The sequence below is a fragment of the Streptomyces sp. NPDC058457 genome (genome assembly GCF_042720695.1).
Taxonomy (GTDB): domain Bacteria; phylum Actinomycetota; class Actinomycetes; order Streptomycetales; family Streptomycetaceae; genus Streptomyces.
Map to the genome: position 1 here is coordinate 1 of NZ_JBHXLU010000033.1, position 22,651 is coordinate 22,651.

Below are 22,651 nucleotides of genomic sequence, written 5' to 3' on the forward strand. Positions count from 1 at the left end.
GAGGCACCCTGCAAGCGCCGGTAAGCGAGGCGCCCCCCCCCCCCCCCCCCCCCCCCCCGGACGGGCCCCCCCGGGGGGGGGCGGGGGCGGCCGCCCCCCCCGCCCCGATCGGTGATCAGCCCTTGCCGAGGAGCTTGTTCATCTCCTTGATCTCGGCGTTCTGGGCGGTGACGATGCCGGCGGCCAGGCTCGTGGCCGGGGCGTAGTCACCCTTGGCCTTCTCGGTGCCGGCCATTTCGACGGCGCCCTGGTGGTGCTCGACCATCATGGTCAGGAACATCGTGTCGAAGTCCGTCCCCTTGGCCTGCTTGAGCATGGTCATGTCCTTGTCGGACATCATCCCGGCCATGCCGGCGTGACCGCTGTGGTCCATGCCCGCCATGGGCACCTCCTCGCCCCACGCCGTGAGCCAGCCGGTCATGGTCTTGATCTCCGGGTCCTGGGCCTTCTCGATCCGGGCGGCGAGGTCCTTCACCTGGGCGGAGGAGGCACGGTCGGCGGCGAGCCCGGCCATCTCCACGGCCTGCTGGTGGTGGGGGATCATGGTCTGCGCGAAGGACACGTCCTGCGCGTTGTGGGCACCGGCGGTGGCGGTGGCGCCGGCTGCCGCCGAGTGCGACGCGTGTGCGGTGCTGGCGGTGTCGGCACTGTCGTCGCCGCTGCCGCACGCGGTGAGGGCGAGGGCGGCGGTCGCGGTGAGCGCGACGAGGACGGCACGGGTACGCGTGGTGGTCATGCTGGATCTCCTGCGATAGGTCTGAGCGGGCACGCGGGAGCACGACCGCCGCGCTGTCCGCGCGCGGCCGGCTCGGGTGCCTCTAGATCCGCAGGAGCTGGAGTTCGGCCAGGTCGGGGGGTGCCCGTGCGCCTTCCGGTGCCGTGACCGGGCCGACGGGCACGGGGCAGGCGGTCACGAGTACGGGACCCGGGTCCGGGACCAGCGCGGGCAGCGCCGGTCCGCCGCTCACCGCACCGGAGGCGCAGGTCGCGTCGGCGTGGTGCGCATGGTGGTCGCCGCAGTGGCCGTCGTCGTCGGAGCAGCCGTCGTACGCGGTGATCATGGCCGCCGTGGCGGAGACGGCGCGCTCGTGGCCGCCGTGCCGTCCCATGACACCGCCGGGTGCCAGCGCGTGCATGCCGAGCAGTCCGGTCAGCAGTCCCAGCACGAGCAGGGCGCGCCACCGCCGGTACGGCGGTCGCGGGGCGGGCTGCTCGGTGGGGCGCATCGGGGCCATCCTATGCATGCCCTGAGAGCCGGCCGGCACAGGCCCGCTTCAAGACGAGCCGTTCGGAGGCAGACTCACCCCGTGCCGCCCCGCGCCCGGGAGACGTGGGCCCGGTCGTCCCAGGTCTTCAGGCGGTCGGCGTGGAGGTATCCGGTTCGCGGCTCTGTCACCGTACGCGGATGGACTCGGGGTCTCCCAGTTCGGCGCGGCGGACGACGAGTTCGCGGCCCAGCAGCAGGGCATGGCGGGAGGCGGCCACCTGAAGGGGGTCGGGCAGTGTGGTCAGGTCGGTGAGATGGGCGAAGCCGATGACGCGGCGGATGATCTCCGTACCCGCGAAGCCGACCGACTCCGTCCAGACCCGGCCCAGGAACCGCTCCAGATAGGCGTCGTCGAAGAAGGTGTCGACACGCGACGGCCACAGGCGGCGGAACTCGGCCTCGAACCCCTCCCAGCTCAGCCCCAGTTGACCGGCGTGATCGCCCTCGGCGCCCAGCGCGTGCGCACGGGCCCCGGAGACGAGGACGTTCGCCCAGTACAGGCCGAGGTCGAAGCCGACCGGGCCGACGAAGGAGAACTCGGGGTCGAAGACCCGGACGACGTCGGTGCCGTCCCGTCGGCCGACCATGACGCTGCCGGTGTGCAGGTCGCCGTGGAGCAGTGCCTGACCGCTCGTCATGAAGACGTGGCGGAGTTCGGCGACCTCGGTGCGCAGCCGGGTGTCGGCGCGGAACTCGGCGGCCAGGTCGTCGAGTCCGGGGTGCCAGTGGTTGTGCTCGTGCTCGACGTACGGCTCCGACAGCACCACGTCCTCGGTGATCTTGCAGAGTTCGGGGTTGACGGAGGCGGCGATCAGGGCCTTGCGTTCGGCGGAGGGCATGCCGAAGTCGCTGGTGGCGAAGGAGAGCTGGGCGACGAGTTCGCCGATGCGGGCCGAGGTGTGCGGGCCGTAGGAGCCGCCCTCGTTGAGGTGCGTGCGGAGGACCTTCAGGTCGGACAGGTCCTCCATGACGAGGGCGTGGTTCTCGGCGTCGTAGCCGTGGATCGCGGGGATCTTGTCCGGGGCGACCTTGGCGATCTGCTCGTAGGCGCGGGCCTCGGCGTCTGAGCGGTCGGGGCTCAGCGGCCACGAGGGGCCGGCGACGCGGACCCAGGGCAGGGCCTGCTTCACGGCGAGGCTACGGGTGCCGGCGCTGTTCGCCGCCAGGAACACGCGGTTGAGATTGCCGTCGGAGACCTCGCGGACGTGGATGTCGTCGAGGTCGTCCCAGTGGCCGCGCTCGCGCAGGTAGCCCGGGATGTCGTCGGTGTCCAGGATGCGGTAGCCCATGGTGTCGGTCTCCTTATGCGATACGGCGCTTGGACAGGGTGAAGCTGAAGACCAGGGCCAGGATGAGGACGGCGCCCTCGACCACGTCCTGTGTGTAGTACGGCAGGCCCTTGATGGTCAGGCCGGTGGTGATGATGCCGATGAGGACCGCGCCCAGGGCCGTGCCCCAGACGTTGGGGCGGCCCCGGCCCAGCACCGAGGTGCCCACCAGGGCGACGGCGACCGCTTCCAGGAGCTGGGAGGTGCCGGCGCTCACGTCGCCCTGGCCGATGCGGGAGGCCAGGATCAGGCCGCCGACCGAGGCGAGCACACCGGAGATGACGTAGGCCAGCGCGCGGTAGGCACCGACGCGGATGCCGGCCAGCCGGGAGGCCTCCGGGTTGGCGCCGATGGCGTACAGGATCCGGCCCCAGCGGGTGCGGGCGAGGAAGACCCAGGCGGCGACCGTCAGCGCGCCGAAGATCAGGACCGAGACGGGGATCCCCAGGACCGTGCCGCGGTCGATGCGCAGGAAGCCCGCGGTGAACTTCCCGGGTGCCGTGCTGCCGTCGGACATCGTCATGCCCGGGGTGATGGACTGGCCGTCGACCAGGATGAGTTTGCCGCCCTGGATCACGAACATGGTGCCGAGGGTGGCCAGCATGTCGGGGATCTTGAGTACGACGATCAGGAGCGCGTTGAGCAGGCCCGCGAGGGCGCCGGCCGCCAGCACCGCGACGATCGCGACCGTGCCGATCTGGTTGTGGACGACCATCGTCTGGGCGGCGACCGAGACGCCGAGTCCGGCGACGGCACCGACGGACATGTCCATTCCTCCGACGGCCATGGTGAGGGTGACACCGAGTCCGAGGATCGCGGCGACGGAGACGTACCGGAGCGTGTCGAGGAGGGTCGCGGACTCGCGGAAGGTGCCCTCGCTCAGCGCGAAGTACAGGAAGAGCGCGACCGTGACGAGGATGAAGCCGTACTTGATCACGACGTTCTGGACGCGTGCGGCGGCGGTGGCCGTGGGCCGGGTCGCCGCCTTGGCGGGGGTCCCGGTGCTCTGGGTGGTGGTCATGGGTGCTGCTTCCTTCGGCGGCCGGTGTCGGGGGCTCAGACGGACCCGGCGATGGTCTGGATCACGCGGTCGCGCTCCGCTTCCTCGCCGTACGCGTCGAGGTGGACCTCGCCGGCCGCGAGGACGACGACCCGGTCGGCGATCTCGAGGATCTCGTCGACGTCGGCGGACAGGACGAGCACGGCCGCGCCCTCGGCGGCCAGGGTGCGGGCGCGGCGGCCGATGTCGCGGCGGGCGCCGATGTCCACTCCTCGGAACGGCTCGTCCAGGATGAGGACACGGGGGGTCTCGGCGAGCCAGCGACCGACGACCACCTTCTGCTGGTTGCCGCCGGAGAGTTCCTCCACGGTGCTGTGCTCGTCGCGGGCGACGACCCCGAGGGCGTCGATGGTGGCGCGGCCGAGGGCGTCCTCGCGGGAGCGGTTCACCAGGCCCGCGAGGGAAAGGGACCTGAGGAACGGCAGCGAGATGTTCTGCGCCACCGACCAGCCCGGGACGAGCGCGTCGGCGTGCCGGTCCTCGGGGACCAGGTGGACACCGGCCCGGATCGCGTCGGCCGGGCGGCGGGGCGCGTAGGCCCTGCCGTCCAGTGCGACGGTCCCGGTGCGGAAGGGCTCGGCGCCGAACAGGCCGCGGGCCAGCTCGGTCTTGCCCGCACCCAGCAGGCCGACGACACCGGTGACTTCGCCGGTGCGCAGGTCGAGGTCGAGCGGGGCACTGCCGTCGAAGAGCTGCACCCCGCGCAGGGAGAGGACGGTCCCGCCCTGGTCGCCCTCGCGGGTGGGGCGGGCCGTCCGGGCCTCGTGCGTCTGGGCGAGCATCGCGCGCAGGGCGGCGTCCCAGTCGAAGGGCCTGGCCTGGTCCTCGGTGAGACGGCCGTCGCGCAGCACGACCAGCCGGTCGGCGAGGGCGTCGATCTCGCCGAGGCGGTGGGAGACGTAGAGCACCGCGATGCCGTCGTCGCGCATCTTCGCGACCAGCGCGAAGAGGCGTTCGGCCTCGGCCGCCGAGAGCGCGGAGGTGGGTTCGTCGAGGACGAGGAGGCGGGGGCGGGTGGCCAGGGCGCGGGCGAGGACCAGCAACTGGCGGTCGGAGATGCCGAGTTCGGTGACGTCCTGGCGCAGGACCGCGTCGCTCCAGTCCAGGCCGAGGCCTGCCTGGATCTCGCGGGCACGGGCCAGGGTGCGGCCGCCGCTCAGGAACGGGTTGCCGCGCCTTTGGGCCAGTTCCTCGAAGACCAGGTTCTCGGCCACGCCGAGGCCGGGCACGATGCCCTCGCCGATGCGCTGGTGGACCGTCTGGATACCCAACTGGCGGGCCTCATGGGGGGATTGGAGAGCTACGGGCTCCCCTGCGACCCGTACCTCACCGCCGTGACCCGCGTGCACGCCCGAAAGGATCTTGATCAGCGTTGATTTTCCGGCGCCGTTCGCGCCGAGCAGCGCGACCACGCTGCCCGGGGCGATGTCGAGCGACACGCCGGCGAGCACCGTCCTGCCGCCGAAGGCCATGCTGACGTCCGTCAGGCTGACGGCGGGCGTCCCCTCAAGTGCCGTCTCAGTGGGCGACATCGGGGATCCAGTCCGCGGTGCTGACCTTGGAGAGGTTCAGCGCGGGCAGGGCGGTGCGCAGCTGGTCCATGTTCTCGATCTTGTTCTTGACCAGGAAGTCCCGGGTGATGGCGACGGCCGGGAACTCGACGGAGGACTTGTCCAGCTGACCGGCCAGTTCCAGCGCGGCCGTGCGGACCACGGCCGCGCCCACGGCGGACGGGTCGGTGCCGGCGGTGGCGACCCAGGGGCTGCCGGCGGCCGTCATGTTCTGGATGTCGGCGTTGGAGACGTCCGCGCCGAAGACCTTCACCTTGTTCTGCAGCTTCTTGTTCTGCACGGCGAGGACGGTGCCCTTGGCGAGCTCGTCGTAGGGCGCGAAGACGCCCGTCACGTCGGAGTGCTGGGTCAGCGCGGCGGAGACCAGCGGGACGTTGTCGGTGGCGGTCGAGTCGGTGACCTTGCCGACCTTGAACTCCTGGGTCCAGCCGTTGGCGGTGAGCGCCTTCTTCCAGACCGAGTCGCGCTTGTCGAGGGCGGCGTAGCCGGCCACGTTGACATAGCCGACCTTGGTGTTCTTGCCGACCGTCTTGGCCATCACGTCGAGGACGGCCTGCGCCATGCTGGCGTCGTCCTGCTCGGTGCTGACCACGGACTTGTTGGTCTGGTCGACGTCGTACACGACGACCTTGATGCCCTTCTTCACGGCCTGGTCGATCTCCGGCTGGATGGTGGCCGGGAACCCGTGGTCGATGATGATCGCCTGTGCGCCGGAGTTGATGGCGGAGGAGAGGTCGGTGGCCTGCTTGGCGTTGTCGGCCTGGGCGTCGTACACCGTCAGGTCGATACCGAGGGCCTTGGCCTGGGCCTTGGCACCGTTGCCCCACTGCTCGAAGTAGTCGCCGGCGCCGCTCTGCCGGACCAGGGCGACCTTGACCGTGCCCTTGCTGAACGGGGCGGGCTTCCTGCCGGTGGCGGCCGAGGCCGAGGCGGCGGTGTCGCTGCCCGTCCTGGTGGAGGCGTCCGAGGACTGCGAGCAGCCGGAGAGGACCAGGGCGGAGACGGACGCCAGGGAGAGCGCGAGAGGCAGGCGGACACGGGACATGACGGGCTCCAGGTGCAAGGGGTGGTGCGAGGGGTACGCGGAGAGGGAACGCGGGACAACGCGCGGAAACGCGGGACAACGCGCCGAAGAAGACGGTGGCTTGGACCGGAGCGGGAACAGGAATGCGCCACTGCACCACATGCGGCATGCGGGCGTGCGGGGGCTCCGGGAGAGGTCAGCGACAGCTGGCCGTGGTCGACCGGAGCAGGTCCACGTACAGCCGCCGCACCAGCAGCAGCGTCTTCATAGGCAGATCATGGGAACGTTTTCAGCCGTCCGTCAAAGAAATGGAAGCGGTTTCTCAGCACGTGAGACGACGAAGCGTCACAGCCGGTGATCGTCCGGCCGGGAGTTACCATCACGGAACCGGCACCCGATCCGGCACAGTGAGGCCCCGATGACGACACCCTGCGCGAACGCGCTGCCCATGCATGGCATGTGCCGCTGTACCCGCGCGCACTGTCGCGGCTGATCCGCCGTCCGCCGCTGTTGCGTGCCGTCTCCGATTCCCCTCCCGCTCGTCCGGTCCGTCTCGGTATCCGGACTTTCCTTCCCTCTCCTGGAGTTGCTCCCATGACGCTGCTGACGACGTGGTCCGAGTCCGGCCCCGAGACCCCGATCCGCCGCACCTCGGACCCCACCGAGATCGCGGAGGCGCTCAAGCCGCTCGGTGTGCGCTACGAGCAGTGGCCGATCCGCGAGGACGTGCCGTTCGACGCCGACAGCGAGACCGTGTTCGCCTCGTACGGTCCCGAGATCGACAAGCTGAACGCCGAGGAGGGCTTCACCACGGTCGACGTCCTCGGCCTGCACCCCAGCGACGACCCCGAGTTCCCGGCGAAGGCGAAGGCCGCGCGGGAGAAGTTCCTGCAGGAACACACCCACGACGACGATGACGAGGTCCGCTTCTTCGTCTCCGGCTCCGGCATCTTCTACCTGCACGTGAACGGGGAGGTGCACGCGGTCTTCTGCGAGAAGGGCGACCTGCTGGGCGTGCCGCGCGGCACCACCCACTGGTTCGACATGGGCACGAAGCCGTCGTTCACCGCGATCCGCTTCTTCCACGAGGAGGACGGCTGGATCGGCAACTTCACCGGCGCGACCATCTCGTCCCGCTTCCCGGACTACGACACGATCGCGGCCGGGTACGAGGCGGACAAGGGCGCGGTGTGAGCCTGCCGGTCCCGGCCCTCCGGTTCGACGTGGACGCCGTGGTGCTCGACATCGAGGGCACCACGAGCGCCACCGGCTTCGTCGTGGACGTGCTGTACCCGTACTCGCGCGCTCGCTTCGCGGCACTGCTCGCCGAGCGGAGCGGCGATCCGGAGGTGGCACGGGCTCTCGCGCAGGTGCGCGAGCTGACCGGCGACCCGCACGCCGACGCGGCCGCGGTCGTGAAGACCCTTGACGCCTGGCTCGACGAGGACCGCAAGGCGACCCCGCTGAAGACACTGCAGGGCCTCATCTGGTCGGAGGGCTTCGCCCTCGGCGACCTCGTCTCGCACTTCTACGACGACGTCGTACCGGCCCTGCGCGCCTGGCACGCTGCGGGCCTGCGGCTGTACGTGTACTCGTCCGGTTCGGTGGCGGCCCAGCGGGCGTGGTTCTCCTCGACCCCCGAGGGCGATCTGCTGCCCCTGGTCTCCGGCCTGTACGACACCGAGAACGCCGGTCCCAAGCAGGAGCCGGAGTCCTACCGCCGTATCGCGGAGTCGACGGGTCTCGCGCCCGGGCGGCTCCTGTTCCTCTCCGACCGGCCCGGCGAGCTGGACGCGGCCCGCGCGGCGGGCTGGCGCACCGTCGGGATCCGGCGCCCCGGAGAGCCCTTCTACCAGCAAGGCGTCGGCGACCACGCACAGGCCGGGACGTTCGACGAGATCAGCATCAGCACGACCGGGAGCACCACGTGAGCGCCGACATCACCGCATCCGACCTTGAGGAGGCGGGGGCGGTCCTCGCCGCCGAGTCCGCCCGGTTCGCCTCCTTCGGCTGGATGCGCGGCACGTCCGGCAACCTGTCCGTGGTGCTCTCCCGGGAGCCGCTGCGCCTTGCGGTCACCGCGAGCGGCCACGACAAGGGCGAACTGACGCCCGCGGACGTGGTGCTGGTCGACGGTCAGGGCGCTGCCGTGGGCGAGGGCAGGCCTTCGGCGGAGGCCGAGCTGCACGCGCGCGTGGCCGCGCTGACGGGCGCGGGCGCGGTGGTGCACGTGCACACCGTGGCGTCGGTGGCGATGGGTCACCGGCAGCCGGGCGGGATCGTCTTCCGGGACCTGGAGATGCTCAAGGGCGTCGGACAGCCGGCCCATGACGTCGAGGTGACGCTCCCGGTCATCGCCAACAGCCAGGACATGAAGGTGCTCGGGGACCGGCTGGCGGCGGCGCGGGAGCCGCGGATGCCCGCGGTGGTCGTCGCCGGGCACGGGCTGTACGTGTGGGGCGCCGATCCGCGGCAGGCCCGGCACCACACGGAAGTCGTGGAATGGCTGCTGGAGTTGGAGCTGACGCGGCGTTGAGTTGAGTCTGGTCGAGCGGTGAGAGGAACGAAGGCCACGGTCGGTCGACCGTGGCCTTCGGCGTGTTCAGCGCAGCCGGTCGCCGGGCAGTTCCCCCGCCGACACCTCCAGGACGCCGCGCTCGGTCACCAGCCCCGTCACCAGCCGGCCCGGCGTCACGTCGAACGCCGGGTTGTGGCCGCGTGACTGGGCGGGCGCAGTGCGGACGCCGGCCCACTCCAGCACCTCGTCCTCGCCGCGGAGTTCGATGTGGATGTCGTCGCCGGTCGGCGTGGACAGGTCGACCGTGGTCGTCGGCGCCGCCACCAGGAACGGGATCCCGGCGTACGCGCACGCGAGGGCCACACCCACCGTGCCCACCTTGTTCGCCGTGTCGCCGTTGGCCGCGATCCGGTCGGCGCCGACGATCGCCGCGTCGACCTCGCCGCGCAGAATGGTCCCGGCGGCGGCCGCGTCGGCCTGGACGTAGTGCGGGATGCCCTCCTGGACGAGTTCCCAGGCGGTCAGGCGGGAGCCCTGGAGCAGCGGGCGCGTCTCGTCGGCGTGGACGACCTCCAGGCGCCCGCGCGCGTGGAGTTCACGGATGACACCGAGCGCCGTGCCCCAGCCGGCCGTGGCCAGTGCGCCCGTGTTGCAGTGGGTGAGGATCCTCAGCGGCCGGTCCGCGCCGGCCTTCTTCAGCAGCCAGTCGGCTCCGTACGCGCCCATCGCGCGGTTGGCCTCGACGTCCTCGCGCTGGACGGCGACGGCCTCCGCCAGCACGGCGTCGAGGCCCTCCGCGAAGCGGGCCATGACCCGGTCCACGCACACCATCAGGTTGACCGCGGTCGGGCGGGCTTCGCGTATGCGGGCCACGGCCGCACGCACCTGGGCCTCGCTCCAGCCCTCCCGCTCGCCTTCGAGCAACGCGAGAGCGACGCCGTAGGCGCCCGCCGCCCCGATCGCGGGCGCGCCCCGCACCACGAGCCGCTGGATCGCGTCCACCAGGGTGTCCACATCCCGGACATCCACCGTCTCGGTGCGATGCGGCAGCCGGGTCTGGTCTATGAGCGTGAGACCGGTTCCCGTCCAGTCGACGGCACGCAGTTCCTGGGACATAACGGGACACTCCTGATGTTCTGACGGCGCTTGCCACCGTACATGACCTGGGAGAACCACAGTTCGAGACAGATGGGCGGTTGGCCGGATCCGGGTGTTACAGTCCAGCACCCGCATTCCACGGGGCGATACCCCCGTTCCGCGGTTCGAGACGACGAAGGAGGACACATGCCGATGCTCACCCGGCGTCTGTTCCTCGACTTCGGCCGCTGCACCGGCGACTGCTGTCCCTGCTGAGCCTTCCCCCCTCAGCACACCGTCGTCCGATCACCCACTCTCACGCGCCCACCGCCGAGCGCGCCTTGCCGTATCCGGAAGGTCCCCCGATGCACCGCAGACACCGCCGTACCCTCCAGCTGACCGCGCTCGCCGCCGGCACCGTCCTCCTCGCCACCGCCTGCAACGCGGCCGCCAAGAAGGACGACACGTCCGCCTCCGCGGGCAGCAGCGGCAAGTCCTTCACCCTCGTCACCCCGGACTCCGTCGGGGAGAACGAGTTCCTGAAGCTGGCCGTCAGCGGCATCAAGGAAGCGGCGGAGCAGCATGACGGGACCTCGAAGGTCTACGAGTCCACGGACACCGCCTCCCAGCAGCAGAACGTGCAGGCCGCCGTCGACGCCAAGCCGGACGTCATCGTGCTGGTCGGCTTCGAGTTCGCCGACATCGTCGCGCAGCAGGCCGAGAAGAACCCGAAGCAGCAGTTCCTGATGGTCGACGCGTGCACCACCAAGACGTACAAGAACGTCAGTTGCGCGGTCTTCCGCGAGCACGAGGGTGTCTACCTCGCGGGCGCCGAGGCGGGCCTGCTCAGCAGGTCGGGCAAGGTCGGCGCGGTGGACGTGCTCGACACACCCCAGTTCCGCCGCTACAGCGACCCGTTCGCGGCCGGCGCCGAGAAGGTCGCCGCGAAGACCGAGACCTCCACCCGCTTCGTCGGCGGCCAGTCCCCGTTCGACGACTCCGCCCGCGCCAAGGAGCAGGCCAACACCCTGCTGTCCAAGGGCTACGACCAGATCATGGCGGCCGCCGCGGCCGGCAACTACGGCGTCTTCGAGGCCGCGAAGGCCAAGGGCGCCTTCGCGTACGGCGTCGACGTCAACCAGTGCCCGTCGGCGCCCGGCACCGTCGTCGACAACGTGATCAAGCGCACGGACGTCGCCGTGGAGAAGGGCGTCGAGACGGTCCTCGGCGGCAGGACGGGCACGACCGTGTCGTACGGCCTGAAGGAGGGCGGCATCAGCCTGACGGGGCTGGAGGCCGGCGTCGACTCGTCCAAGTGCGTGATCGCCCAGCACAAGGACGTCCTGACGAAGGTCAAGGCGCTGCGTGACCAGATAGTTTCCGGTGAGCTGACGGTCGATGACCCCGCAGCCAAGTGACCGGCCGGCCAGGGCCGTCGAGGCCCCGGCCGTCGAACTCCGGGGCGTCACCAAGCGGTTCCCCGGCACGCTCGCCAACGACGCCGTCGACCTGACCGTCCGCCATGGCGAGATCCACGCCCTGATGGGTGAGAACGGCGCGGGCAAGTCCACGCTGATGTCGGTGCTGTACGGGATGGAACGGCCCGACGCCGGTTCCGTACGCATCGACGGGCGCGAGGTGTCCTTCGGCGACCCGGGGGACGCGATGGCCGCCGGGCTCGGCATGGTCCACCAGAGCTTCAAGCTGTTCGACTCGCTGACCGTCGCCGAGAACGTCGTCTACGCGGCCGAGCCGCGCCGGTTCGGTCTGGTGGACCGGGCCGCCGCGCGCAGCCGCGTACGCGAACTCGCCGAGGAGCACGGCCTCTCCGTCGATCCGGACGCCCGGGTCGGCGACCTGCCGGTGGGGCTGCGGCAGCGCGTCGAGATCCTGAAGCTGCTCCACCGCGGCGCCCGCACCCTCATCCTCGACGAACCGACCGCGGTACTCACACCGGCCGAGGCCGACGCCCTGTTCGCCGTCCTCAGGTCGCTCGCCGCCGAGGGCCGCACGGTGATCCTCGTGACGCACAAGCTGCGCGAGGTGCTGGAGGTGAGCGACAACGTCACAGTGCTGCGCGACGGCCGGGTCGCCGCACGGCTGCGTACCGCCGAGACCACCGCCGACGAGATCGCGGCGGCGATGACCGGCCGCTCGGTGGAACTGGACCGCGTGCACGCACCCGGCACCCCCGGGGACGTCGTGCTCGACGTCGCCGGACTGAGCGCGGGAGACGCCGTACGCGACGTCGACCTGACGGTCCGGGCGGGCGAGATCGTCGGTGTCGCGGGCGTCGCGGGCAACGGCCAGAGCGAGCTCGTCGAGGCACTGGCCGGGCTGCGACCGGTCACCGCCGGCCGAGTCACCCTCTCCGGCCAGGATGTCACGCACGCCTCGGCGGCCGGCCACCGCGCCGCGGGCCTCGCCTACGTACCCGAGGACCGGCACGCGGTGGGCACCGCACCCGCCGCGTCCGTCGCGGACAACCTGGCGATGGGTCACCACCGCACGGCGCTGTCCTCCCGGCGCGGTCTGCTGCCGCGCGCGGCCGTACGCGCCCATGCGCGGCGTCTCGTCGAGCGCTTCGGCATCAAGGCGGCCACGCCCGAACTGCCCGCGGCGACGCTCTCCGGCGGCAACCTGCAGAAGCTGCTGATCGGACGCGAACTCGCGCACGAAGCCCCGCTGCTGCTGGTCGAGCAGCCCACCCGTGGCGTCGACATCGGCGCCGTCCAGAACATCCACGACCGGATCGTCGCCTACCGCGACGCGGGCCACGCCGTCCTGTTGGTCTCGGCCGAGCTGAGCGAGATCCGCGGGCTCTCGGACCGGGTCCTGGTGATGTACGAGGGCCGGGTCACGGCCGCGTACCCGAAGGACGCGGCGGACGAACGCACGCTCGGCCTGGCGATGGCCGGCGGCACGGTGCAGCGGTCCGCCGCCGTGCAGGACGGAGACGAAGACTGACATGGCCCGCATACCGGACGTGACGTGGGTATCGAAGGCGCTGCGCTCCCCCGTCACCTTCTCCCTGCTCGCCGGAGTCGTCATCGGCGCGCTGTTCCTGATCGGCACCGGCGCCGATCCGCTCGCGGCCTACGGCGCCGTCATCTCGGGTTCGCTCGGGGCCGACGGGATCGACGCCACACTGAGCACCCTCACCAGCGTGCTGGGCATGGCGCTCGCCCTGGCCGTCCCGCTGCGCGCCGGGCTCATCAACCTCGGCGGAGACGGGCAGATGGTGCTGGGCGGGATCGCCGCCGCCGTCACCGGGCTGTACTCGCCGCTGCCCCCGTCCCTCACCGTGGTGCTCGCGCTGCTCGCCGGCATGGCGGCCGGCGGCGCGTACGCCGCGCTCGCGGCGCTGTGCGAGAACCGCCTCGGGGTCCCGCTCCTGGTGAGCAGCCTGCTGCTCAGCTATCCGGCGGTCAGCCTCGCCTCCTACCTGGTCCGCTATCCGCTCAAGGAGCCGGGTTCCAGCCTGCCGCAGACGCGACAGCTTCCCGGGGGCGTGGCGCTGCCCGCCTTCGGCTCGTCCACCGTGACGGTGGGGCTGTTGCTGGTGGCGCTCGCCGCGGCCGCGTACTGGTTCACCGACTCCCGTACCGCCGTCGGCTACGAGATCCGGATGACCGGCCTCAACTCCCGCTTCGCCGCCTACGCGGGCGTGGACCGCAAGGGTCTGACGCTGCGTCTGATGGCGACCTCGGGGGCGCTGGCCGGGCTCGTCGGCGCGATCGGTGTGCTGAGCTTCCCGTACCGGTTCCTCGACGGCTCGCTCACCTCGCCCGGCTACACCTGGACGGGGCTGACCGCCGCGCTGCTCGCGTCCGCCGCCCCGCTGGGCACGGTCCTCGCGTCGTTCTTCTTCGCCGTGCTGCAGGTCGGCGGGCTCGCCATGGAACGCACCACCGAGGTGCCGCGGGAGCTGACGCAGGTGCTGCAGGCCATCGTCATCGTCTTCCTGGCGGCCCGGCTGCGCTTCCCGCGCAGGCGCAAGGCAGCCGACAGCCGGGAGCTCGTCGCCCAAGGGGAGCCGGCCTGATGTTCTTCGACTCCGATCTCCTCATGTCCGTGCTGCGCGCGCTCACCCCGATCCTGCTGGCCGCGCTCGGCGGCGCACTGTGCGAGCGCGCGGGCGTCTTCAACATCGGCCTCGAAGGCCTGATGCTGGTGGGCTGTTTCACCGCCGTGTCCACCAGCTGGTTCACCGGCAGCCCGTGGCTCGGTGTGCTGGCGGCCGCTGTCGCCTCCGCCGCGTACTCGCTGATCCTCGCCGTGGGCGCGGTCACGCTGCGCGGTGACGCGGTGGTCCTCGGGGTGGCCATGAACCTCCTCGCGGCGGGCCTGACCAGCTACCTGCTCCGTACGGTCTTCGGAGTCCAGGGCACCTTCGACGACCCGAGCCTCGCCGGGCTCCCGCTCGTCGGAGGCTTCTCGCCCCTGACCTACCTGGCGTGGGCCGCCGTCGTGGTCGCCGCCGTGCTGCTGTCCCGGCACGTCTGGGGGCTGCGCCTGCGCGGTGTCGGCGAGGCTCCGGACGCCGCGGCGTCGCTCGGCGTTAGCCCGGCCCGCCACAAGTACGCGGCGGTGCTCGTGTCCGGGGTGCTGTGCGGGCTCGCCGGGGCGCAACTCGCCCTGGGCAACGTCACGTTGTTCTCCGAGAACATGACGGCCGGGCGTGGCTGGATCGCGGTCGTGGCGGTCATGCTGGGCCGTGCGATGCCGCTCGGCGTGCTGCTCGCCGCGCTGCTGTTCGGCATCGCGGAGGCCGTGGGCTTCCGTCTTCAGGGCCTCGGCCTGCCGCAGCAGGCGACCGACGCCGCGCCCTACGTCGTCACCCTCGGGGCCCTGTTCCTCACGACGGCACGGCGCCGTGGCCGTACCCCCCGTACCACCGGTTCCACCGGTTCCACCGGTTCCACCCGTTCCACCGGACCTTCCGGAGTCGCCTCATGACCCACGACCTGCTGCCCGTCACCCGCATACCCCGCACCGGCCTGCCACCCCGTGCCCTGGTCGTGGGCGACCCGGCGCGCGCGGCGGACGTCGCCGCGCTGCTGGAGGGGGCCGAGGAGATCTCGTACCACCGCGAATACCGGGTCTTCAGCGGCAGTTGGAAGGGGCTGCCGGTCACCGTCGCCTCGCACGGGGTGGGTGCGCCGGGCGCGATCCTGCTCTTCCAGGAGCTGGCGGACGCGGGTGTCCGCACGCTTCTGCGGTTCGGCACCGCGGGCGCGATGAAGCCCGGGATCCGGGACGGCGACCTCGTGATCGCGGAGGCGGCCGTGCGCGACGACGGCGTGACCCAGCAGCTGCTGCCGCCCGAGTACCCGGCCGTGTCCGCCCCCGAGGCGGTGTTCGCGCTCCGGCGCGCCGCACGCGAGGCGGGCGCCCCGCACCACCGGGGCATCGTGTGGACCCGGGCCGCCTTCCAGCCGGGGCTGTTGCCGCTGAACGCGTACGACAGGGCCGGGCTCGCCGCGATCGAGATGGAGCTGTCGGCGCTGCTCGTGACCGCCTCGCTGCGCGGGCTCGTCGCGGGCGGGGTGCTCGTCGTGGACGGCGCGAACGCGGACGAACTGGTCGACGAGGAGGCACCTTTGTCGACAGGTCACTACAACCCCCACCGCGAGGTCGTGGTGCGGGGCGTGGAGCGCGGCGCCGTCGTCTCACTGGAGGCCCTCCGGCTGCTGGCGGAGGATCCTGCGGAGGAAGGGGATGGGGCGTGAGCGTCCCTGCCGACCTCCTCGTTCACGGCGGTGACGTCCTCACGGTCGACGACACCGGCACCCTCGTACGCGACGGGGCCGTCGCCATCGGCGACGGCGAGATCCTGGCCGTCGGCCCCGCGGAGGTACTGCGTGCCCGGTACGCCGCCGCCGACACGCTCGACGCGACCGGCTGCCTGGTCATGCCCGGCCTCGTCAACACCCACACCCACCTGGCGATGACGCTGCTGCGCGGCCGCGCGGACGACGTGACGCTGCAGGGCTTCCTGGAACGGGTGATCCGCTGGGAGGGCGAGCTGCTGTCGCCGGAGAACGTGGCCGCGGCGGTCCGGGTGGCGGTCGCCGAGAGCGTACGGGCGGGCGTGACCTCCGCCCTGGACATGTACTGGTTCCACGAGGCCGCAGAGCGCGTCGCGCGGGAGTCGGGCTGGCGGCTGCACACCGGTCCCACCTTCATGGACGTACCGGACCCCGCGGACGGCATCGCCTACGAGGACCGCCTCGACTGGGCCCGCCGCGACCTGGCGGCACGCCGGGCCCGGCCCGGCACCCGGCCCGTCCTCTTCGCGCACTCCGCCTACACGCTGTCTCCGCAGCAGCTGACCGACATCGCCGCGCTGGCCCGGGAGTTCGGCGCGCTGCTGCACATCCATGCCGCGGAGAACGCCATCGAGGTCGCCACGGTCGAGGTGGCGCACGGCAGGCGCCCCGTGGAGCTGCTGGACTCGCTCGGACTGCTCGGCCCCGATCTGCTGCTCGCCCACGCCGTGGACCTGACGGGACCCGAGATCGTGGCGCTGGCCCGCAGCGGAACCTCGGTCGCCCACTGCCCGGTGTCGAACCTCAAGCTCGGCTGCGGCATCGCTCCCGTGCCCCGGCTGCTCGGTGCGGGCGTGACCGTCGGGCTCGGTACGGACGGCGCGGTCAGCTCCAACACCCTCGACCTGCTGGGAGCGGTGCGGCAGGCCGCGCTCGTGCACAAGGCGGGCGGCGACCCCACGGCGGTCGGCGCCGAGCAGGCCGTGCGCATGGCGACGATCGAGGGCGCCCGCGCACTCGGCCTCGCCGGGCAGCTGGGCTCTCTGGAGCCGGGCAAGCGCGCGGACCTCATCGTGCTGGACCTCGGCAAGCCTCATCTCACCCCGCGCCACGACGAGTGGTCGATGCTCGCCTACGCCGCCCACTCCTCCGACGTACGGGACACGGTCGTCGACGGGCGGGTGCTGATGCGCGACCGCGCGCTCACCACCCTCGACGAGGCCGCGGCCCTCAAAGCCCTGTCGGACCTGGACGCACGGTCCGGCCTGGACGCAGAGTCCGACCTGGAGGTCCTGGCATGACCGTCACCCGGGGTTTCACGGGACGCTCACGCGCCGACGACCGCGATCCACGGCTGCCGCCCGGCCAGTACGACGCGGGGGACTCGTGGCCCGTGCTGTCCGCCGAGGTCACCCCCGACCTCACGCCCGACGACTGGACGTTCCGCGTCGACGGACTGGTGGCCGAGGAGCGCACCTGGTCGTGGGAGGAGGCGCACGCGCTGCCGCGGTCCGGGTACGAGGGGGACATCCACTGCGTCACCAGCTGGTCGAAGTTCGGGGTGCGGTTCGGCGGAGTGTCCCTGGACTCGTTCCTGGACCTCGCCCGCCCGCACTCCTCGGCCACGCACGCGGTCGCGTACGCGCACACCGGGTACACCACGAACCTGCCGCTGTCCGACCTGACGGGCGGACGCGCCTGGATAGCCTGGGAGTTCGGCGGTGAGCCACTGGACCCCGGGCACGGCGGCCCGGCACGGCTCGTGGTGCCCCACCTGTACTTCTGGAAGAGCGTCAAGTGGATCGCAGGCCTGCGCCTCCTCGACCACGACGAGCCGGGCTTCTGGGAGCAGAACGGCTACCACGCCCGCGGGAACCCCTGGAACGAGGAGCGGTACGCCGGTGACTGAGAGCACGACCGGGGCCCTCGCTCCCCCGACCCGGTTCGCCGTGCCGGGACGGATCGCCGTGAGCAACCGTGCCGCGGCCACCTGGCAGCCGGCCCGCCTGGTCGAGGTCCGCCGCGAGACGCCGCGCGCCTCGACGTTCCGGTTCGCCGTGCCCGGCTGGGCGGGCCACCTGCCCGGCCAGCACCTGATGCTGCGCCTGACGGCCGCCGACGGATACGTCGCCCAGCGCCACTACTCCATCGCGTCACCGCCCGGCGACAGCGGCCACGTCGAGCTCACCCTCGACCACGTCGAGGGCGGCGAGGTGTCCGGCTGGTTCCACACGGTGGCGCGGCCCGGCGACACCGTCGAGGTACGCGGCCCGCTCAGCGGGTTCTTCGCCTGGCCCGGTGACCGGCCGGCCCTGCTGCTGGGCGCCGGGTCCGGCGTGGTACCGCTGATGTCGATGGTCCGCGACCACCGTCTGCGCCGGCTGACCGTTCCCGTGCGCCTGCTGGTCTCGGCGCGCACTCCCGAGGACCTGATCTACGCGGACGAGTACGGGGAGGAGACCACGCCCGTCTTCACCCGCACGGGCCCGCCCGGAGTGCGGCCCGGCCGTCTCTCGGCCGCCCACCTGGAGCCATACCTGGCGCAGCCTCCGGCCGGGGGCTGGGAGGCGTACGTCTGCGGCTCCAACGCCTTCGCCGAGCACGCCTCCCGGCTGCTCGCCGGGCTGGGCCAGCCGGTGGCGCGGATCCGCGTGGAGCGCTTCGGCTGACCCCGGACCCTGGGCTCCGGAGGGTTCACGGCCCTTGTGCGGGCCGCCCGGCCGGCCGCGGCAGACCCAGGTGTTCGCGCAGCGTGGTGCCCGTGTACCGGGTGCGGAACAGGCCGCGCCGGCGCAGTTCGGGGACGACCAGGTCGGCGAAGTCGTCGAGGGTGCCCGGCAGGTAGGGGAAGACCACGTTGAAGCCGTCGGCGGCGCGGCCGTGGAACCACTCCTCGATGTGGTCGGCGATCTCCTCGGGTGTGCCGGTCAGAGTGCGGTCGTCGTCGGCGACGCGCCGGACGAGGTCGCGGATGGTGAGGTTGTCGCGGCGGGCGTCCTCGTAGATCTGCTGCTGGGCGGTGTGCGACTGGTTGGAGACGGGGAGTTCGGGCAGCGGACCGTCGAGCGGGTAGCCGCTGAGGTCGAAGCCGCCCAGCCAGTAGGAGAGGTCGGCCAGGGCCACCTGCGGGGGCAGCAGTTCGGTGAGGCGGGCCAGTTCGGCCTCGGCCTCGGCGGCGGTGGGGGCCGTGACCACGGACAGGGCCGGAAGGACCTTGAGGTGGTCCGGGTCGCGGCCGTGGGCGGCGGCGCGCTCCTTGATCTCCGCGTAGAACTCCTGGGCCCGGCCCAGGTCCCTGATGCCGGAGAAGATCACGTCGGCGACACGGGCGGCGAGGTTCTTGCCCGCCTCGGAGGCGCCCGCCTGCACGATCACCGGGTGGCCCTGCGGGGGCCTGGCGATGTTGAGGGGCCCGGCGACCCTGAGGTGCTTGCCCTCGTGGTTCAGGGCGTGCAGCTTGGCCGGGTCGAAGTAGATTCCGTCGGCCTGGTCGTGGCGGAAGGCGTCGTCCTCGAAGGAGTCCCAGAGCCCGGTGACGACGTCGTGGAACTCCTCGGCGCGTTCGTAGCGGGTGGCGTGGTCGAGGTGGGTGTCCAGGCCGAAGTTCTGGGCCTCGCCGTCGTTGAGGGAGGTCACCACGTTCCAGCCGGCCCGGCCGCCGGAGATGTGGTCGAGGGAGGCGAAGGTGCGGGCCACGTGATAGGGCTCGTTGTAGCTGGTCGAGGCGGTGGCGATGAGGCCGATCCGGGAGGTGCCGGCGGCGAGCGCGGCGAGCAGGGTGGTCGGTTCGAAGGAGTCGTTGACCACGCTGACCCGGCTGAGCACGTCCTCGCTCGCGAACGGCACGCCGACGAGGTCGGCGAGGAACACCGCGTCGAACGCGGCCCGTTCGGCGGTCCGGGCGAAGGAGAGGACCTCCCGGATGTTCACGCCCGCGTCGGCGGCGGTGTCCGGGTGCCGCCAGGCGGCCAGGTACTCCCCCGGCGGCTTGAGAAAGGCGTTGAGGCGATGGCGGTGGGCTGGGCCGCCTGGCTGGTCTGTCCGGCGTTCGCGGGGTCGTCGGCCGCGCCGGTGCCGCAGGCGGTCGCGGCCAGGCCGGCGAGGACCGCGGTGGCGGCGAGGCGGAGTGCGGTGCTGCGGCGCATGGCGGATCGGGCTCCTCGGGCGCGTGCGGTGGATTTCATACGGCGGCTGCTCGCAGGCCTGCGTCGAGGTCGGCGATCAGGTCTTCGACGCCTTCGATGCCGACCGAAAGCCGTACCAGGCCGGGGGTGACCCCGGCCGCGGCCTGCTGGGCGGGGTCCAGCTGGGCGTGGGTGGTGGAGGCGGGGTGGATGACGAGGCTGCGGACGTCGCCGATGTTCGCGAGATGGCTGAACAGCCGGACCCCTTCGACGAAGCGCCTCCCCGCCTCCAGACCGCCCGCGAGTTCGAAGGCGAGCACCGCTCCGGCGCCGCGCGGCAGGTAGCGCTTGGCCTGTGTCCGCCAGGGGCTGGAGGGCAGCGCCGCGTAGTGGACCCGCGTCACCTGGGGCTGTTCCTCCAGCCAGGTGGCGAGCGCCTGCGCGTTGGCGACGTGCCGTTCGATGCGCAGGCTCAGCGTCTCCAGGCCCTGCAGGAGCAGGAAGCTGTTGAAGGGGGAGACGGCCGGGCCCAGGTCCCGCACCAGCCGGGTGCGCAGGCGCAGTGCGTAGGCGAGTCCGACGTCTGCGAAGGAGTCCCAGAACGACAGCCCGTTGTAGGTCGGGTCCGGGCCGGTCAGTCCGGGCCAGCGGCCGGGGTCCGCGCCGAAGTCGAAGCGACCGCTGTCCACGACGACCCCGCCGATGCCGGTGCCGTGGCCGGAGAGGAACTTGGTGGTGGAGTGCACGACGATGTCGGCGCCGTGTTCGAGGGGCCGCAGCAGGTAGGGGGTGAGTACGGTGTTGTCGACGACGAGCGGGACACCGGCCTCGTGGGCGATGCGGGCGACCGCCTCGGTGTCGAGGACGTTGCCGCGCGGGTTGCCGAGGGTCTCGCCGAAGAACGCCTTCGTGGTGGGGCGTGCGGCCGTGTACCAGGCGCCCAGGTCGTCCGGGTCGTCGACGAAGGTGACGTCGATGCCGAAGTCGGCGAACGTGTGCTCAAGGAGGGTGCGGGTGCCGCCGTACAGGGACGACGAGGCCACGATGTGGTCGCCCGCGCGGGCCAGGTTGAGCAGGGCGAGGCTGGTCGCGGCCTGGCCGCTGGCCACGGCGACCGCGGCCGAACCGCCTTCCAGGGCGGCGATCCGCTCCTCCGCCACCGCGGTGGTCGGGTTCGACAGCCGGGTGTAGGCGTGGGTGGCGAGGTCGGCCAGTTCGAAGGCCGCGGCGGCGTGCCCGGTGTCCCGGAAGACATAGCCGGCGGTCGCGTGGATCGGTACCGCCCGCGCGCCGGTGGCCGGGTCGGGGACCGCGCCGGCGTGCACCTGCCGGGTCTCGAAGGCCCAGTTGCCGGCGCTCATCGGTCGCCCTCCTGCCTGGCGAGGACGTCGGACCACCAGCGCTCGGCGACCCGTGGATGCGAGCGGAGCCAGCCGACGACCGCGTTCTCGCCGAAGGCCGCGAGCAGCGGGTTGTCCGGGTCGTCGGTGACGCCCCGGCTCAGCGCGGCCAGTTCGGCGGGGAGTTCCAGCGGTTTGACGACCGCGTCGAGGCGCGGGCCGAGGAAGAAGGGGATCGAGTAGCGGTCGACGCCCGGCTGCGGGCTGACCACCCGGTGCTGCGTGGCCTTCAGATAGCCCTGGGTGGCGATCTCCAGCATCTCGCCGATGTTGAACACGAAGGCGTCGGGCACCGGCACCGCGTCGATCCAGCCGCCGTCCTCGCGCTGCACCTGGAGCCCGCCGACGTCGTCCTGCTGGAGGAGGGCGAGGTAGCCGTAGTCCTTGTGCGCGCCCACCCCCTGGTCGGCGTCCTGCGCGGCCCGTGGCGGGTAGTGCACGATCTTCACATGGACGGCCGCCTCGTCGTCGAACCACTGGTCGAAGTAGCCCTCGTCCTGTCCGAGCGCGGCCGCGAGGGCCCGCAGCACCTCCCGGCTGACCCGCAGCGCCTCCGCCTGCCAGCGCAGCACGATGCCCTTCAGGTCCGGGAGGGCGGAGGGCCATTGGTTGGGGCCGATCAGGCGCAGGTAGTCGGGATCGTCCGGGCCGGTGTCCGACGCCGCGCGCTCCGGACCGATGTCGATCTGCTCCCGCCAGTCGGCGCTGCCCGCCGTGTACTCGGTGCCGGTGCGGGTATAGCCGCGGAACTGGGGCGAGTTGAGGTTCTCGATCTGCAGTCGCTGCTGCTCGGGCAGGGCGAAGAAGGCGCGTGCCGCGGTCAGCGCCTCGTCCCGGAGGGCTGCGGGGACACCGTGTCCGGTGACGTAGAAGAACCCCACCTCGTGGGCCGCGGACCGGAGTTCGGCGAGAAAGGCGGCACGATCGGTGTCCGCGGCACGGAAGCGGGAGATGTCGATGACGGGCAGGGCTGTGGGCTGGGCCATGGGGGATCCTTCGCGGCAACGGCGGCCGGCTGCCCTCACAACTCGCCCTGGACATGGGTTGGTCGGAGGCAGCCGGAACCAGCAGGCAGAAAGAGGGGAACGAGGTCGCGAGCCGTGGGACGGCGGTCAGCAACAGACCTGGTCGAACTGGTCCGCGCGGCGGCTCACCCAGAACGGGTCGAGCAGCACCGTGTGCGCCGGGCCAGTGGTCTTCATGGCCGGATGAAAGCACACCGGGGATCGGTGCGTCCACCACGCGTCCCGGCGGGCGAGACAGGACGGCTCCGCCGACGCGCAGTCCCCCCCCCGGATTCGTGTACCCGCCTCGCGGTAGGCCCGAGCTTCCGCGCGCCTGGCTCGTACCGACGCCAGGAGGACAGCCGGCCGAGGGTGTGCGCGAGCTACGGGGTCACCGCCGGGCCCGGCGTTGTGCGGACATGTCACTCTCGCGCTGCCGGTCGCGGACGTCGTCGGCCGGGCAGAGCCCGCGATCGAGAGGCATCACGACCGACTTGCCCTTGACGT

At 72.0% G+C, this 22,651-nt stretch carries 22 protein-coding genes; 11 read left to right on the plus strand and 11 right to left on the minus strand.

Annotation, left to right across the window (positions count from 1 at the left end; all coding sequences use genetic code 11):
- Positions 1-115: 115 nt before the first annotated feature.
- The 6 genes from ACFWPS_RS25080 to ACFWPS_RS25105 all read right to left on the minus strand — a co-directional run bounded on the left by ACFWPS_RS25080 (position 116) and on the right by ACFWPS_RS25105 (position 6,271).
- Positions 116-736 (minus strand): DUF305 domain-containing protein, encoded by a 621-nt coding sequence (locus ACFWPS_RS25080; protein ID WP_383708403.1) that lies wholly within the window; start codon positions 734-736, stop codon positions 116-118.
- Between the two features lie 82 nt (positions 737-818).
- The gene (locus tag ACFWPS_RS25085; RefSeq protein WP_383708404.1) at positions 819-1,226 is read right to left on the minus strand and encodes a DUF6153 family protein; all 408 of its coding nucleotides are present in this window, start codon (positions 1,224-1,226) and stop codon (positions 819-821) included.
- A 166-nt stretch (positions 1,227-1,392) separates the two neighbouring features.
- The gene (gene mtnK, locus ACFWPS_RS25090; protein ID WP_383708405.1) at positions 1,393-2,556 is read right to left on the minus strand and encodes an S-methyl-5-thioribose kinase; all 1,164 of its coding nucleotides are present in this window, start codon (positions 2,554-2,556) and stop codon (positions 1,393-1,395) included.
- A 13-nt stretch (positions 2,557-2,569) separates the two neighbouring features.
- Positions 2,570-3,616, minus strand: coding sequence for an ABC transporter permease (locus ACFWPS_RS25095; protein ID WP_383708406.1), 1,047 nt, complete (start codon positions 3,614-3,616; stop codon positions 2,570-2,572).
- 35 nt (positions 3,617-3,651) lie between these two features.
- Positions 3,652-5,187 (minus strand): sugar ABC transporter ATP-binding protein, encoded by a 1,536-nt coding sequence (locus tag ACFWPS_RS25100; protein ID WP_383708407.1) that lies wholly within the window; start codon positions 5,185-5,187, stop codon positions 3,652-3,654.
- Positions 5,174-6,271 (minus strand): substrate-binding domain-containing protein, encoded by a 1,098-nt coding sequence (locus ACFWPS_RS25105; RefSeq protein ID WP_383708408.1) that lies wholly within the window; start codon positions 6,269-6,271, stop codon positions 5,174-5,176. Before ACFWPS_RS25105 ends, ACFWPS_RS25100 begins: the two co-directional genes overlap by 14 nt.
- A 573-nt stretch (positions 6,272-6,844) precedes the next feature.
- Between ACFWPS_RS25105 and ACFWPS_RS25110 the strand changes: the two genes are divergently transcribed.
- Genes ACFWPS_RS25110 through mtnB form a run of 3 tightly spaced genes read left to right on the plus strand, consistent with a single transcriptional unit; the run spans position 6,845 to position 8,786 of the window.
- The gene (locus ACFWPS_RS25110; protein ID WP_383708409.1) at positions 6,845-7,444 is read left to right on the plus strand and encodes an acireductone dioxygenase; all 600 of its coding nucleotides are present in this window, start codon (positions 6,845-6,847) and stop codon (positions 7,442-7,444) included.
- 2 nt (positions 7,445-7,446) lie between these two features.
- Positions 7,447-8,181, plus strand: a complete 735-nt coding sequence (mtnC, locus tag ACFWPS_RS25115) for an acireductone synthase (RefSeq protein WP_383708492.1) — start codon at positions 7,447-7,449, stop codon at positions 8,179-8,181.
- Complete coding sequence (gene mtnB, locus ACFWPS_RS25120) at positions 8,178-8,786, plus strand: methylthioribulose 1-phosphate dehydratase (RefSeq protein WP_383708410.1); 609 nt, start codon at positions 8,178-8,180, stop codon at positions 8,784-8,786. Before mtnC ends, mtnB begins: the two co-directional genes overlap by 4 nt.
- 66 nt (positions 8,787-8,852) lie before the next feature.
- On the opposite strand, the gene mtnA is transcribed toward mtnB, so the two are convergent.
- The gene (gene mtnA / locus ACFWPS_RS25125; RefSeq protein ID WP_383708411.1) at positions 8,853-9,884 is read right to left on the minus strand and encodes an S-methyl-5-thioribose-1-phosphate isomerase; all 1,032 of its coding nucleotides are present in this window, start codon (positions 9,882-9,884) and stop codon (positions 8,853-8,855) included.
- Between the two features lie 326 nt (positions 9,885-10,210).
- Here mtnA and ACFWPS_RS25130 point away from each other — a divergent pair, with 326 nt between their 5' ends.
- Genes ACFWPS_RS25130 through ACFWPS_RS25165 form a run of 8 tightly spaced genes read left to right on the plus strand, consistent with a single transcriptional unit; the run spans position 10,211 to position 18,285 of the window.
- Positions 10,211-11,263 carry a BMP family ABC transporter substrate-binding protein gene (locus tag ACFWPS_RS25130; RefSeq protein ID WP_383708412.1) on the plus strand — a complete coding sequence of 351 codons (1,053 nt, stop codon included), beginning with the start codon at positions 10,211-10,213 and terminating at the stop codon, positions 11,261-11,263.
- Positions 11,244-12,812 (plus strand): ABC transporter ATP-binding protein, encoded by a 1,569-nt coding sequence (locus ACFWPS_RS25135; protein WP_383708413.1) that lies wholly within the window; start codon positions 11,244-11,246, stop codon positions 12,810-12,812. The genes ACFWPS_RS25130 and ACFWPS_RS25135 overlap by 20 nt, the downstream gene beginning before the upstream one ends.
- A gap of 19 nt (positions 12,813-12,831) precedes the next feature.
- Positions 12,832-13,890, plus strand: a complete 1,059-nt coding sequence (locus ACFWPS_RS25140; RefSeq protein WP_383708414.1) for an ABC transporter permease — start codon at positions 12,832-12,834, stop codon at positions 13,888-13,890.
- Complete coding sequence (locus ACFWPS_RS25145; RefSeq protein ID WP_383708415.1) at positions 13,890-14,804, plus strand: ABC transporter permease; 915 nt, start codon at positions 13,890-13,892, stop codon at positions 14,802-14,804. The genes ACFWPS_RS25140 and ACFWPS_RS25145 overlap by 1 nt, the downstream gene beginning before the upstream one ends.
- Positions 14,801-15,577, plus strand: a complete 777-nt coding sequence (locus tag ACFWPS_RS25150) for a nucleoside phosphorylase (protein WP_383708416.1) — start codon at positions 14,801-14,803, stop codon at positions 15,575-15,577. Before ACFWPS_RS25145 ends, ACFWPS_RS25150 begins: the two co-directional genes overlap by 4 nt.
- Positions 15,574-16,917 (plus strand): amidohydrolase, encoded by a 1,344-nt coding sequence (locus tag ACFWPS_RS25155; protein WP_383708417.1) that lies wholly within the window; start codon positions 15,574-15,576, stop codon positions 16,915-16,917. Before ACFWPS_RS25150 ends, ACFWPS_RS25155 begins: the two co-directional genes overlap by 4 nt.
- Entirely contained in the window at positions 16,914-17,525 is a 612-nt protein-coding gene (locus ACFWPS_RS25160) for a sulfite oxidase-like oxidoreductase (protein WP_383708418.1), read from the plus strand. Before ACFWPS_RS25155 ends, ACFWPS_RS25160 begins: the two co-directional genes overlap by 4 nt.
- Positions 17,518-18,285 (plus strand): ferredoxin reductase, encoded by a 768-nt coding sequence (locus tag ACFWPS_RS25165; RefSeq protein WP_383708419.1) that lies wholly within the window; start codon positions 17,518-17,520, stop codon positions 18,283-18,285. The genes ACFWPS_RS25160 and ACFWPS_RS25165 overlap by 8 nt, the downstream gene beginning before the upstream one ends.
- 25 nt (positions 18,286-18,310) lie before the next feature.
- On the opposite strand, the gene ACFWPS_RS25170 is transcribed toward ACFWPS_RS25165, so the two are convergent.
- The 4 genes from ACFWPS_RS25170 to ACFWPS_RS25185 are packed head-to-tail and all read right to left on the minus strand — an operon-like array spanning position 18,311 to position 22,126.
- Positions 18,311-19,588 (minus strand): LLM class flavin-dependent oxidoreductase, encoded by a 1,278-nt coding sequence (locus ACFWPS_RS25170; protein WP_383708493.1) that lies wholly within the window; start codon positions 19,586-19,588, stop codon positions 18,311-18,313.
- Positions 19,543-19,761 carry a hypothetical protein gene (locus ACFWPS_RS25175; protein ID WP_383708420.1) on the minus strand — a complete coding sequence of 73 codons (219 nt, stop codon included), beginning with the start codon at positions 19,759-19,761 and terminating at the stop codon, positions 19,543-19,545. Before ACFWPS_RS25175 ends, ACFWPS_RS25170 begins: the two co-directional genes overlap by 46 nt.
- 35 nt (positions 19,762-19,796) lie before the next feature.
- A complete protein-coding gene (locus ACFWPS_RS25180; RefSeq protein WP_383708421.1) occupies positions 19,797-21,101 on the minus strand; it encodes an O-acetylhomoserine aminocarboxypropyltransferase/cysteine synthase family protein in 1,305 nt (434 codons plus the stop codon).
- The gene (locus ACFWPS_RS25185) at positions 21,098-22,126 is read right to left on the minus strand and encodes an isopenicillin N synthase family dioxygenase (RefSeq protein WP_383708422.1); all 1,029 of its coding nucleotides are present in this window, start codon (positions 22,124-22,126) and stop codon (positions 21,098-21,100) included. Before ACFWPS_RS25185 ends, ACFWPS_RS25180 begins: the two co-directional genes overlap by 4 nt.
- Positions 22,127-22,651: the final 525 nt, after the last annotated feature.

Bases quoted from the DNA above. Each gene is read 5' to 3' on its own strand.
- ACFWPS_RS25080 (WP_383708403.1), bottom strand. From the start codon at position 736: ATGACCACCACGCGTACCCGTGCCGTCCTCGTCGCGCTCACCGCGACC.
- ACFWPS_RS25085 (WP_383708404.1), bottom strand. From the start codon at position 1,226: ATGCGCCCCACCGAGCAGCCCGCCCCGCGACCGCCGTACCGGCGGTGG.
- mtnK (WP_383708405.1), bottom strand. From the start codon at position 2,556: ATGGGCTACCGCATCCTGGACACCGACGACATCCCGGGCTACCTGCGC.
- ACFWPS_RS25095 (WP_383708406.1), bottom strand. From the start codon at position 3,616: ATGACCACCACCCAGAGCACCGGGACCCCCGCCAAGGCGGCGACCCGG.
- ACFWPS_RS25100 (WP_383708407.1), bottom strand. From the start codon at position 5,187: ATGTCGCCCACTGAGACGGCACTTGAGGGGACGCCCGCCGTCAGCCTG.
- ACFWPS_RS25105 (WP_383708408.1), bottom strand. From the start codon at position 6,271: ATGTCCCGTGTCCGCCTGCCTCTCGCGCTCTCCCTGGCGTCCGTCTCC.
- ACFWPS_RS25110 (WP_383708409.1), top strand. From the start codon at position 6,845: ATGACGCTGCTGACGACGTGGTCCGAGTCCGGCCCCGAGACCCCGATC.
- mtnA (WP_383708411.1), bottom strand. From the start codon at position 9,884: ATGTCCCAGGAACTGCGTGCCGTCGACTGGACGGGAACCGGTCTCACG.
- ACFWPS_RS25130 (WP_383708412.1), top strand. From the start codon at position 10,211: ATGCACCGCAGACACCGCCGTACCCTCCAGCTGACCGCGCTCGCCGCC.
- ACFWPS_RS25135 (WP_383708413.1), top strand. From the start codon at position 11,244: ATGACCCCGCAGCCAAGTGACCGGCCGGCCAGGGCCGTCGAGGCCCCG.
- ACFWPS_RS25145 (WP_383708415.1), top strand. From the start codon at position 13,890: ATGTTCTTCGACTCCGATCTCCTCATGTCCGTGCTGCGCGCGCTCACC.
- ACFWPS_RS25150 (WP_383708416.1), top strand. From the start codon at position 14,801: ATGACCCACGACCTGCTGCCCGTCACCCGCATACCCCGCACCGGCCTG.
- ACFWPS_RS25160 (WP_383708418.1), top strand. From the start codon at position 16,914: ATGACCGTCACCCGGGGTTTCACGGGACGCTCACGCGCCGACGACCGC.
- ACFWPS_RS25175 (WP_383708420.1), bottom strand. From the start codon at position 19,761: ATGCGCCGCAGCACCGCACTCCGCCTCGCCGCCACCGCGGTCCTCGCC.
- ACFWPS_RS25180 (WP_383708421.1), bottom strand. From the start codon at position 21,101: ATGAGCGCCGGCAACTGGGCCTTCGAGACCCGGCAGGTGCACGCCGGC.
- ACFWPS_RS25185 (WP_383708422.1), bottom strand. From the start codon at position 22,126: ATGGCCCAGCCCACAGCCCTGCCCGTCATCGACATCTCCCGCTTCCGT.